Source organism: Paraburkholderia phytofirmans PsJN, from assembly GCF_000020125.1.
Lineage (GTDB): Bacteria > Pseudomonadota > Gammaproteobacteria > Burkholderiales > Burkholderiaceae > Paraburkholderia > Paraburkholderia phytofirmans.
In genome coordinates, this window is sequence record NC_010681.1 from 302,310 (window position 1) to 314,665 (window position 12,356).

Consider the following 12,356-nt stretch of genomic DNA (forward strand, 5'->3'; position numbering starts at 1 on the left):
CGCGCTCTTCCTGCTTTCTGTCAAATCTATGTACACATGGACGCTACTGTGATCTCTTCAGCGCGGAAGTTCTTTCTGATGCCCATACCGCCGACACCGAACGGCCGGCTGCACCTCGGCCATATCGCCGGGCCTTATCTGCGGATGGACATGTTGTGCCGCTATCTTCGCAGTCAAGGTCATCATGTGCGCGTCGTGTCCGCCGTTGATGGCTTCGACTCGTACGTGCTCTGGAAGGGACTACAGGAGACCCGCCCGCCGGAGGAAGTCTGTCGTGACTATCACGCGCAGATTGCCCGCGATCTGGCGGCGCTCGACATCGAAGTCGACGATTTTCTCGATCTGGTGCAAGGGTCGCATGCACCTAGCCACGCCAATACCGCACGGCGCGCTGTCGAGATGCTTGTGGCGAGCGGTCATACCGATACCATCGTCGAGAAGGTGCTGTACAGCCGCGCGACCGGCCGGTACCTCGTGGGCGCATGGCTGACAGGCCAATGCCCGCAGTGCGAAGCCCCGGCGGCCGGTTATTTTTGCGAGGCCTGCGGTGCCCACTTTCGCCCTGAGTCGATGCTCAATCCCGGACCGCGGATGGGCGATGCTGATCTGGAATGGCGTGAGACGGAAAACATCTTCCTGCGCGTGCCGGATGAAGCGGAACTCCTACGACGGCTGCAATGCGCCGGTGCGCCCGAGAAGTTCATCGCAGTGGTGCTGCGGTTTTTAGCGCGCGAGCGTGGCCTGGTCAGGCTGACCGCGCCTGGTGATTGGGGCGTCGCCTGGCCAGCGGACCGGTGGGGCAATCCCCGAGTCCTGTTCGAGGCGGGGTGGGAGTACGGCTTGACGTGCGGCGAGCGCTACGCTCAGATGGAGGGCGGTGACGCTCATCCGATGGCCCGCGGCAGCGATGTGACGACGTTGGTCAGCTTTGGCATCGACAATGCCGTCCTGCTGCTGGCGGGCTCGGTGGCGGTAATGAATGCATTGCCGGAGCGTCAGCCGTTCGATCACGTGTTGACGAACTACTTCTATAACCTTCAGGGTTCCAAGTTTTCGACTAGCAGGCTGCATGTGGTTTGGGCTGCCGATATCGTCGACATGACGCCTGCGTCGAGCGATGCAGTACGTTGCTTTCTGGCTCGCGAAAGTCCGGAGGAGCAGACGAGCAACTTCGACGTGGGCGACTTTATCCGCTTCGTCAACGACGACCTGGCAGGCACGATGCAAGCGCGGATCGACGCTGCGTGGGAGACGCTGGCGCGAAGTCCCCAGCGCGAGTGGTCCATGTCGGCTTCAATGGCTGGGCGATTCGAGGCGTCGTCAAGTGCGTTGGATCACGCGTTCCGGCTCGATGCCGTCTCCGCGCGCGCTGCATGTGCCGTGCTGCTTGCATGGGATGGCCTGCCACAGGTCGATCTTGGGAATCCAGAGGAGGCGTACGGTTGGCTCAAAGGCCTCGCGTACTTTGCCGCACCGATCATGCCCCGTCTGTCTTCCGAACTGTGGCGCGCGCTTGGACATGAAGGAATGCCGTTGCGGCGCGAGGTGCGTTGCGTGTCGACACCGCATATGCAAGGCAACTGCCGCGCATGGTTCTCACCGCTGTCGCTGGAATCGCTCAGTCCATGCTTGCCGGCCGGCCTTTCGCTCGCCGGAGTGGCAAGCCATGCGTGAGACAGCCGACGTCGTGGTGATAGGTGGCGGCTCGACCGGAAGCAGCGTCGCGTGGCATCTCGCGCGGGCCGGTTTGACGGTAAGGTTGCTGGAGCGCGGGACAATCGCATCCGGCTCGTCCGGCGATTCTCCAGGCATTGTCCGTCAGTACTATCCGAACCCCGCGCTGGCTCGACTCGCGGCGCGTGGCTTGCGGATTTACCGGCAATGGGCCGAGATGTTCGACGGCGAGTGCGGCTACCAGCGTACTGGTTTTCTGACAGGCGTGACACAAGCCGAGTGGGGACGTACCTGTGTGCAGGTGCATCAGCAGCAATCGGACGGTATCGGCGTGGCGCTCTACTCACCGACGCAGATGCGAGCTTTAATCGCCGACCTCCAGGTCGACGGTCTCGCTGGCGCCGTATACGAGCAGGATGCGGGCTACTGCGACGCACGCGCAACAGCGCAATCTTTCGCGCAGGGCGCGCAGCGGTTCGGCGCGGTCATCGACGAGCACCGCACCGCGTGCCGGATTCACACGCTCAATGGGCGGGTAACCGGCGTGGAAACCGATCGCGGCCGGATCGACGCCGCCGTCCTGGTCAATGCTGCAGGCCCCTGGGCGGCGTCTCTCGCTGCGACTTGCGGCGCCGATCTGCCCATTACCGCATCGAGACAAGGCGTGGCCATCTGCAGGATCGAGGCGCAGGCGGAAGAAGCGCAACTGCCTGGGTATAGCGAAAGGAAACACGGTTTCTACCTGCGGCCGGATAGCCCTGGCATTTATATGATCGGCTCCCTCGCTCCGGACGACAGTGGACCGGTCGATCCTGACGCGCATCGCCCCCAGATGGGTGGCGATGTGAGCCGGCGATATTGCGAACGCGCCGCGCAGCGATTTTCCCGGCTTTCGGATGCGTCGCCGGTTGGCAGCAGGGTGTCATTTTTTGACGATACCCCGGATGGGAACCCGATCGTGGGAGTTGATCCGCGCGTCGATGGGCTGATTGTTGCCGCGGGTTTGTCGGGACACGGATTCAAATTCGCGCCGGTATTTGGACAGGAAATCGCTGCATTGATCGCCGGAGGAAAAATGCATGCTGATCTCGATCAGTTTGAAGTTAGCCGATTTCTCGACTAACGCTGGCCGGTGCCGTTGAGGTTGTGACTATCGAATCAGCTAACTTCGCGCGACAGATTGCGTTTCCTCGGAACGCAGCGACCGCGGGAGAGATCGCTGTGGATCATCGTGCGGAATGTCCGCTAGGCGGTATCTGGAGGTCCGTTGCGGGTTGATCCGAGCCATTTGCATCTACCAATGAAGGTGTTCGCAACTTGGAGCGTTGGCGGAGCAGCGTGTGGTCATGAGTTTTCCGAGGACTACGATAGTGGGGTATTTTCCGTCGAAGTCCCCGCTCACTTCTGGTCATTCGTCTGATGGCTAGGACGGTATTCTCAGCACAAAACGTTACTAAAGAATCCGTCATTGAAATCAAGTGTTTGGCGCTCGGTAATATCACCGCATATAGATAATTTCCTCGCCCGTTGCAGTGGCTTCCGCTACCTCAGACCGCAAATGGTTGTCCGTCCGGACCGGCCTTCGGCGGGATAGCTGGCGTCCGGATGGCCGGCTGCCGCCCAGACGTGCCTGCGGTACTTCCCGCAGGCATCGACGCCATTTCAGCCAGGCGCTGGTGCGTGCGAACGGCCGCCCAAGCGGACGACGGACGGTGAGCATGCCGCTTGACCATGCCAGCCGGACGAGGCTTCAGTCGGACTTCAGGAGGATTCCACTTCGACATAGCGACTCGTATGTACAGCCGCCGAGCTGAACAGGGCAGGAAACGCAGCTGACAGTAGAAGCAGCAGGGCAACGCAGCGGTACAAGGCATTCTCCTTCAGACGCCGGCCATCTTACCGCGTCGGGCAACGCTGCCCGGTGCCGACACAGGATCCATTACATCCGTGGCGGAAGTGGCGATCAAGAATGGCGCGATCAATCATCCACGAATTCGTTGGCGCGGGAATCGGCGTGCCGACCTGACGGCGGTTTTCCCGGGCGAAGAAGGCGGGTTCTCCAGCCTTGCCCCGTTGGATAGCCTTGTCGATGATCGCGTCACCGAATGCTTGGCGCAGACTCGACACCCATGCGGCGATTTCCGGCGTTGGATGCGTCCAGGCTGGCCGTTGCCATGACGCCCGAAGGCGCATCGAAAAAAGTCAACCTGACGAATAGCGATCAGCCAGTCAGCCAGCGAGCGTACTTCCGCACGCTTCCAGGCGTCTCCGGTGCGCCGAGGTTCTTGCGGGTTGTTGTTTCCATTGCTCGATGTCTTTCTGCAACCGCGTTGCGAGGTGCAGAAACTCCCGATATTCCGTTTCCTGCCCATGCTGGAACTGGTCCACAAGGGTCTCCCCGTGGACATCCGCTGCTGTGGCGCCCTCTGCGAAGCGGCTCAGCCGCCACTTCACGTCCGATGCTGGACGCTCGGGCAGAGGCTATAGCCAGGGCCATACGGCCGGCCGCGCCTATGGGAGAACAGGAAGGCCCCGTGGGGAAGATGCCGACCTCCCGCCGATTTCAGGAGGCGCCGCCCTCCCGCCCGGATGGACGTGGAGGGGCTTCGGAGCATGGCAATGATCCACTCCATTGTGGATATGCTTGTAACCGTAGTAACAAAAAAAGTGAAATATTTTTTTCTGCTGAGCAGTTCCACCAGCTGGCCATGGAGGCTGCAAATTCCGGTAATTCGTGCTGCCACGGCGGCTCTCCGCCATGGTCCATCCTTTGATGGTCCTGAACAACCGGGGAAATTGTCATGTCACAAAAATTTTCGAGATAAGTTACCGTTCTGCCCGTTCTATTGTAATGTAACGATGGTTACTTTAGAATCGTCGGCATGAACACTCAGAACTGGTTACTCCTGACCTACAAGGTGCCCGCCGAACCCGCCAGGAAACGCGTTGCGCTCTGGCGCAAGCTCAAGGGCATGGGTGCGGTCTATCTGCAAAGCGGCGTCTGCCTGCTGCCCAGGACGGACGACCATATCCGCCGCCTCAAGATCATCGAAAACGAGATCGACGGGATGTCGGGCGAGTCTGTCCTGCTCGAGACCGTCGCCCTCGATCGGGGGCAGGAGGAAAAGGTCGTCGGCCGCTTCAAGGCGGATCGCAACGAGGAGTACGTCGAATTCCTCGACAAGTGCAGGGATTTCGAGGCGGAGATTGCGAAAGAGACTGCAGACAGCCACTTCACCTATGCGGAGCTTGAGGAAAACGACGTCGATTTCAGGAAGCTCGAGTCGTGGCTGGAGAAGATCGTGAAGCTCGACTTCTACGGCGCGCCCCTGGCTGCCGAAGCCGCCACACGGCTGAAGGAATGCGAAGCGTTGCTCGACACCTATGCCCAGCGTGTTTTCGAGGCACACGACGAAAACCACCTCACGCCACCCCGACCGCAATAACAAACAGCAGGCTCGCCATGACCACATTGACCGTTCTTACCTACAACACCCTGTTCGCCGGCCGCGACGGCGGCGATGATCGCCGCGCGCAGGCTCAGGTCGGGCTGATCAACGATCTTCGGCCCGACGTCTTCCTGATGCAGGAAGCAAAGGGCTTCGATGCGAACGGCGGTGCGTGGCTCCACGCGCTCGAACAGCAGATTGCCATGCGCGGCTTTCTGGCTGTTGCACCGCGCACTGGCCAGAACATCGCCATCTTCATTCGCGAGCCGCTGCGCCCGTTGGGCTTCGAGGCCGACGGTGCAAACTTCCATCACACGCTCGCGACACTGCGGGTCGCGGTCCCCGGCAGCGAACTGCCCGTCACCTTCATCAGCGCCCATCTGTGCCCGAACGGGCCGGAGATTCGCCGCCGGGAAGCCGCCTATCTGGCTGTCCATGCTGCCCCCGAGCGACTGACGCTCGTCACGGGTGACTTCAATTCCGCTTCGCCGCATGACTCCGAGCCGGAGGACTGGGCCGCACTTGCGCCGCACCACCGTGCCCGCTATGTGGCCGACGACCTGCAGGGCATCGACCGCAGCGTGCTCGCGCATCTGGAAGCGGCCGGCTGGGTCGACCTCGGCCAGGAACTGGACGCGGCCGGTGTCCCGACGGTTCCCACAGCGGCCTACCGCGATGCCGAGTTCGCCACCATGCGCTGCGACTACCTGCTGGCGTCCAGCGGGCTCGCCGCGAAGGCCCGCAGTTATCAGGTCATCCGCAACAGCATCACCGACACGGCCTCCGACCATTACCCCGTGCTCGCGACATTCGAGTTGTAGTCATGGGCAGGCACGAGGGCCACGACCGCCAGGATCGCCACCTACCGTATCTGATGCCGCTGACTCCACGTGTCGGTAGCGAACAGGCGAAGAGAAGGGATCACGACATGAGTGAAAACAACGAAGTCGCTGCGACTGCAGTACCCGCCGAGTCGCCAAAAAATTGGCTTAACCGCACCGTGGCGGGCGCGGGGATTACGAGTGCGCTTGGCGATTTCTGCTATGAGACAACGACTGTTATCCTGCCCGGCTTTCTGGCCGTACTCGGCGTTCCAGCCGCCATGCTGGGCATCATCGAAGGCATTGCCGATGCCGTGGCCGCATTCACGAAGATGGTCTCGGGCTACATCGCCGACCGGCTGGGGCATCGCAAGCTGCTGGTTTTGCTCGGCTATGGCCTGACACCGGTCGGACAGGTGCTGATCGCGCTGGCGGCGGGCTGGCCCTTGCTGCTGCTTGGACGCATCGTGTCGTGGTTTGGCAAGGGACTGCGCGGCCCGCTGCGCGATGCGATCGTGATTCAGGCCGTGTCGCCGGCAACGCGCGGCCGGGCGTTCGGCTTTCACCGGGCGGCCGATACGATCGGTGCCGTGCTCGGCCCGTTGCTCGGCGTCGCGTTGCTGGGCTGGGCAAAGGCATTGCCCTGGCTCGGCGCCACAGGCCCGTTCCGTCTGGCCCTGTGGGCCTCGGTGATTCCAGGCGTGCTGGCCGTGCTGGCGTTTCTGACACTGGTCAGGGACCCAGAGCGTTCGTCGAATCCGGCGCTCAGATTTTTCAGCTCGCTGCGCACCTTGCCACGGCGGTTCAGGCGCTATCTCGGGGCCGTTGGCATTTTCGGCATCGGCGATTTCTCCCACAGCCTGCTGATTCTGGCCGCGACGACCCTGCTCACACCGAGACTCGGCACGATCGAGGCCGCACAGGTGGCGGGCCTGCTTTACGTGTGGCGCAATGTCGTTCAGGTTGCGGTCTCGTATCCGGTGGGCGTGGCAGCCGACCGGACCGGCCATCTCCCCGTGCTGGTTGCGGGGTACGTGCTGGGCGCGCTCACGGCAGCGCTGATGGCGCTCGCGTTCTGGTGGCACATCGACAGCGTGCCTTTGCTGGCAGGTATTTTTCTGGTCGCCGGGCTGTATGTCGCCGTGCAGGAAGCGCTGGAATCGACGGTCACTGCGGAAATGGTCCAGCCCGATACGCTCGCCATCAGCTATGGTGCGCTCGGCACCGTGAACGGTACGACAAAATTCGTTTCAAGCGCGATCGTCGGCACGGTATGGACAGCCGCCACCCCAATGCTTGGCTTCGCGCTGGCGGCTGTGCTGATGATCGCCGGAACCATCGCGCTCGCCCGCCTGGAAAGACGGGCATGACGGCATTGTGTCTTCGACGGTAGGGTGCATCGGGAATTTCGATTTTTGCGGCAAAGACCCGAGCCTGATCGATACATATCGCCGAGCACAGGTAATTTGGAAGTCGAACGCGAAGCCGTCGGCCTTTCGAATCCGCTGGTTCGGACAGCGCAGCTATGAGCTTCAACTGCTCCACATTGTCGTGCTCGGCATCTTGCATGAATACGTAACGCGCCAGTACGTCGGGCTGTATGCGAAGCCGCTCTGGCTGGTGTTTTATCTGGCCGCCGCCGCACTTGTCGCCCAAATCGTCTTCCGATATTTCTCCGAGCCCCTCAACAGGTTGTTCAGGCGCGGCGTTCTACATTCGTCCGCCGGATATGTGCGCTAGTGAGAGGTTGTTAGTTTCAGTCACGGGCCCCACATGCGTCTGTCCGCCATGTAGCGACCCGGCGAGGTCCCAGGTGCCTTGCCGAATATGGTCACAAAGCTGCGGCACGCTCATAATCCAGGTCGTCCACGCGCTGCTTCGCCGAAGTGCCGGTGCCCAGTTATTTCAGCGCAAGCAGGAAGTGGAGTTGCTGGCGAGAGCGAACAAAACACACGCCTCTCTCCTGATTGAGAAGACGTGCCAACATGCTTTCGCACCGGTCAGCATGCCGCGGTCGCGTCTGGCTCGTGCCGCAGCAGGAAGGATCGCCCATAAACAAACATCGTGACGATATTGCGAAGCCGGGTTTCGGGCGGCATTAGCATATGAAAATTGTCGATAGGTGTTACTGCGATGGGACGGCAGTAGCGTCCCACATGCCAGTCCCTGTTGGCGTCTGCTATGAGTGCGGGCGCACTTGCGGGGCGGATTATCAACTCACGCAGCGATGGTGCCGCGGAAAGCACACGCAGCAGTCCGACGGAACATTGATAGCTACGCTCGGTCGACAAAGACGGCATAGCATTTAATCATGGCAAGGACAGTGATTTTGCGCCGATGCCATCCACTCGAATTTCCGAGCCGTCATTTTCTGTCCTTTTGGAAGTTCCCAAAGTAAATGAATCTTGGTGTCTGGTCGGCAAAGCAGGTTCACCTTTGGGAAATCTTTGCGCATTTCCTTTTCCCTACACACAAAAATTCTCGACGGTATTCTCGCTGGTTATCATCATTTCGATATGCGTTACGTATATATTTTTAATAACCCACGCGCCATTTTTTACCGAATATGCCTAAATCTGGAAGTAATACTGTCGTAAACCGGTATGCAGTTCATCGAAAACCCAGATAGTGAGGTGCTTGTGAAATTTCTGTTTTCGGCAGTAGCTCTTGCCGCGCTTCCTCCCGTCGCAGCCTTTGCGCAGCAGTCGTCGAATCCTGCTGAATCGACCGACCAGCAGGTTCACGTGACCGTCAAGGTTACGTCTTCGTTCTACGGGTCGTTCACGCAGGAAAAGGATGTAGATATTCGGCAAACGGCGACATTCAGTAATCTATCCGGTGTCCATAAATCGATGAAGTATGATGGCCCCTGCACGCTGAACCCCGCACCTCGCGACATCCACGACGGAGTTGTGGTGAAGATCACACCGTTGCTGTACTCGAAGAACGGTCAGGTCGGGTTCGAGCAGGACGTTGCCGCAAGCAAGCTCCTCGGGTATCACGACTTCAACTCGGGCAAGTGCGGGAATATCTCCGAGGCGTCATGGGCGAGTGATTCTGACGGCTCTAGCGTGCTGGACCGCGTTGGTCAGCCGCTACAGATTCTGCACCAGGTAAATGATGCGAACGGCGCGCACCGGGATCTGGACGTGTCAGTCATTTTCACTCCGGTCACGGCTCGCTGAAAATCTCACGATGTGCGAAACGGGGCAGCGCAAGCGCTGCCCCATAGAATCCGCACGATCGCGTGTCTTTCGAAGCGCGGACTTTTGATTAATTTGTTTCAGCTCGGTAAGTCCACTCCCCACCTCGTAGCTCGCCGTCGTGCTTTTCCATACGTGCATCCTACAGGCAATCCGTCCTTGCCGTGGCTGCACGAAGTCAGGACGGCGGTCTGCGCTCATGACGTGCTCATGTCGCAGGATCGGCACAGTCCTCATCACCTGCCGGGTGAAACGCCTTCCGTCCCGAGCCTGCGTCGTCGCCGCCAGGAAGGTCCGGCATCCGTGCGTCTCGTCGCGTGAGCCACCCCGTTGACAGCAAGGGTGGCTTGGGTCTGACTGATGACGGCAGGCGCGACCAGGACGTCAACGTGTAGCGATGACCACACACCATCTTTCTCAGCGGAAACCATGCCGGCAATCAGTCGACAGGACGTGGAGGTTATCCACAGATGGTTGTGGCTAACTCCTGTACATCACCTTGGCTAACTGTGGGCGGAATCTGCATAACCTGTCGTTTGTTCTGCGCCCCGTAAACTTATCCTTGGCTCATGTTCGATGTTCCCAAAGAATCCTCAGAGTTCTAAAGTTCCTAAAACCTTGATTCACAGCGATTATTCGCGGTTTTCCACATAATAAAGGCGGCCTTGTTAACTGCTACTACGTTTACATCTATATGATGAAAGCTGTAAACGATAGTGGGCCTATTCAGCGTTGGACGACACGGCCGAGCTCAGCGATCCGTTCAGACTGCATCCCGAAATAAGACCTGGTGGACAACTTTTTCGGAGCCCTGACCCGCGCAGCGACTTCGGGTCATCGTTCGGACGGCCAACGGGACGTGGAGCGAAACCGACGAAGGCATCCCGGCCTTGGGAAGCTGCCCGACGGACGGTGCGCGGCCGGTCTGGCGAGATATCAGGATGCGCATGCTGGCCGCCCTTGACGGTTTGCGGATCAGTATCATCACCTCGCTCCCCTGTGGCGCATGCCTCGTCTCGCTGATACGGAGTGCGCGGGCTTAAGGTCTGTTGGCTGGCACGCTACCCGCATGACCGATGGACCACCGGTCTCCCGGCGAGCCGTCCGATCTACACGCAACCGTCGAGCCCCGCCTTGAAGACTTCTACCGGGAGCTGTTTGCCGATGAAAACGATCTTCGTTTCGCGGCGCTCGTCCGCCCGCCACGGTGTGCCCAGGTCGGCGCCGAAGATCATGTGGACGCCCTGGAAGACAAGGCGCCGGTCGGCCCCCGCGACGTTCAGCACGCCCTTGTAGCGCAGCATCGACGTACCGTAGATCGTCACGATGGTGCTGAAGAAGGCTTCGAGTTTTTCCTGGTCGAGCGGCGCGGTGTTGCGGTAGACGAACGACGTCACGTCGTCATCGTGCGTGTGCGAAACGTCCTGCAGGAAGTCCGGCTCGATCTCGACGATCGCATCGAGGTCGAAACTGCGGGTGTCCAGCAGCTGGGTGAGATCGGTCTTGCCAAAGTGTGACTCGCGGATGGGCGCGCGCGGGTTCATCTGTCGCAGCCGCTGCATCAGCGCCTGGGTTTGGGCTTCGCCGGCGAGGTCCGCTTTCGAGACCAGGATACGGTCGGCGAACCCGACCTGTTCCTGGGCTTCATGATGCTCGTCGAGCTGGTCGGCACCGTGGCGGGCGTCAACGACGGTGACGATGGCGTCGAGCAGGTACCGCTCCTGCACGGCCTCGTCGGCGAAGAAAGTCTGGGCAACGGGTGCGGGATCGGCAAGACCCGTGGTCTCCACAATCACACGGTCGAAGCCGAGTTCACCCGCGTCCCGCCGGGCCGCAAGCGTCGAGAGGATCCGCACGAGGTCGCCGCGCACGGTGCAGCAGATGCAGCCGTTGTTCATCTCGATGATCTGCTCGTTGCCGTCCTGGACCAGCAGTTCGTTGTCGATGCCGGCTTCGCCGAATTCGTTCTCGATGACGGCAACCCGGCCACCATGGTGCTCGGTAAGAATCCGGTTGAGCAGGGTGGTTTTGCCGGCACCCAGGAAACCGGTGAGGATGGTGACGGGGATACGCGACAGTTCGGCGGGGGCTTGCATGGTAGCTCCTGGACTCGTGAGAGTTAAAAAGTGTTCTCTGTATATGTAATGTTATATCATTTCATTTAGGTGGCCATAACCCCTGACGAAAGGAAAACCAGATGAAAGAAAACCACGAGATCGATGCGAATATGACCCGGCGTCACCTGTTGCACGCGACTGCGGCGAAGGCCCGGATACCGGCCCTTTCCCACGCGGTGATCGCTGCAGCCGTACTTCTTGGCTGTGTCAACACGGCGTCGGCGGCCCCGGCCGTGATCAAGGCGATCGGCGTCGAGAACGAATATGCGGATGTCATTTCGCAGATTGGTGGCCAGTACGTCCAGGTGACGGCGATCGAGACGGATCCGAACACCGATCCGCATACGTTCGAGGTCAACCCGAAGGTAGCAGGCGAAATCGCGTCCGCTGACCTTGTGGTCAAGAACGGCGTCGGATACGACGCCTGGGCCGACAAGATCATCGCAGCGGCACCGAATGCCAGACGCAAGGTGATCGACGTCCAGCACCTGCTCGGTCTGTCCGACAGCACGCCGAACCCGCATCTGTGGTACGACCCGAAGACGATGCCGGCCGTCGCAAAGGAGATTGCGGCGGACCTTGCCGCGCTGGATCCAGCGCAGGCGGGCTACTTCCAGGCCAACGCGAAGAAGTTCGATGCGTCGCTCAAGCCCTGGCTTGCGGCGATTGCTGCGTTCAAGGCCCATCACGCGGGTACTCCCGTTGCCGTGACGGAGCCCGTTGCGGACTACATGCTGGAGGCGGCAGGCATCGACATCCAGACGCCCTACAGCATGCAGGCGGCCATCATGAACGGCACCGACCCGTCGCCGCAGGACGTGACGAAGCAGAACGCCCTGTTCACGGACCACAAGGTGAAGGTGTTCGTCTATAACCAGCAGGTCACGGATGCACTCACGCAGTCGTTCCTTGCGCTGGCGAAGAAGAATGGCATCCCGGTCGTGGGTGTCTACGAGACCATGCCGACACCGGGCTTCACGTACCAGTCGTGGATGGTGGCTGAGGTCAACGCCCTCGACAGGGCTGTGACAGGCAAGGGGTCGACCGAAGTGCTGCACGCAGGGAAATAACGGCATGTGTCACGGGAGTGAG

The 12,356-nt window shown here is 60.5% G+C and carries 10 protein-coding genes; 9 read left to right on the forward strand and 1 reads right to left on the reverse strand.

Going from position 1 to position 12,356, the window contains the following annotated elements; translation table 11 throughout:
- The first annotated feature begins 48 nt into the window (after positions 1–48).
- The 8 genes from BPHYT_RS01325 (at position 49) to BPHYT_RS01360 (ending at position 9,129) form a co-directional block, all read left to right on the forward strand.
- The gene (locus BPHYT_RS01325; protein WP_238535613.1) at positions 49–1,674 is read left to right on the forward strand and encodes a methionine--tRNA ligase; all 1,626 of its coding nucleotides are present in this window, start codon (positions 49–51) and stop codon (positions 1,672–1,674) included.
- Entirely contained in the window at positions 1,667–2,797 is a 1,131-nt protein-coding gene (locus BPHYT_RS01330) for an NAD(P)/FAD-dependent oxidoreductase (protein ID WP_012431356.1), read from the forward strand. Before BPHYT_RS01325 ends, BPHYT_RS01330 begins: the two co-directional genes overlap by 8 nt.
- A gap of 1,496 nt (positions 2,798–4,293) precedes the next feature.
- Entirely contained in the window at positions 4,294–4,560 is a 267-nt protein-coding gene (locus tag BPHYT_RS38030) for a hypothetical protein (protein WP_134163151.1), read from the forward strand.
- Positions 4,557–5,120: a Chromate resistance protein ChrB gene (locus BPHYT_RS01340; RefSeq protein ID WP_012431357.1), complete on the forward strand. Its 564-nt coding sequence runs from the start codon at positions 4,557–4,559 to the stop codon at positions 5,118–5,120. Before BPHYT_RS38030 ends, BPHYT_RS01340 begins: the two co-directional genes overlap by 4 nt.
- A 17-nt stretch (positions 5,121–5,137) precedes the next feature.
- A complete protein-coding gene (locus BPHYT_RS01345; RefSeq protein WP_012431358.1) occupies positions 5,138–5,944 on the forward strand; it encodes an endonuclease/exonuclease/phosphatase family protein in 807 nt (268 codons plus the stop codon).
- A 107-nt stretch (positions 5,945–6,051) separates the two neighbouring features.
- Entirely contained in the window at positions 6,052–7,314 is a 1,263-nt protein-coding gene (locus BPHYT_RS01350; RefSeq protein WP_039364540.1) for an MFS transporter, read from the forward strand.
- Between the two features lie 7 nt (positions 7,315–7,321).
- Positions 7,322–7,684: an acyltransferase family protein gene (locus tag BPHYT_RS01355; RefSeq protein ID WP_039364538.1), complete on the forward strand. Its 363-nt coding sequence runs from the start codon at positions 7,322–7,324 to the stop codon at positions 7,682–7,684.
- An 863-nt stretch (positions 7,685–8,547) separates the two neighbouring features.
- Entirely contained in the window at positions 8,548–9,129 is a 582-nt protein-coding gene (locus BPHYT_RS01360) for a hypothetical protein (RefSeq protein WP_012431360.1), read from the forward strand.
- Positions 9,130–10,256: 1,127 nt separating this feature from the next.
- Here the strand turns inward: BPHYT_RS01360 and BPHYT_RS01365 are convergent.
- Positions 10,257–11,243 (reverse strand): CobW family GTP-binding protein, encoded by a 987-nt coding sequence (locus tag BPHYT_RS01365; protein WP_012431361.1) that lies wholly within the window; start codon positions 11,241–11,243, stop codon positions 10,257–10,259.
- A 101-nt stretch (positions 11,244–11,344) separates the two neighbouring features.
- Here BPHYT_RS01365 and BPHYT_RS01370 point away from each other — a divergent pair, with 101 nt between their 5' ends.
- On the forward strand, positions 11,345–12,334 hold the full coding sequence (locus tag BPHYT_RS01370) for a metal ABC transporter solute-binding protein, Zn/Mn family (protein ID WP_012431362.1): 990 nt from the start codon (positions 11,345–11,347) through the stop codon (positions 12,332–12,334).
- Positions 12,335–12,356 lie beyond the last annotated feature (22 nt).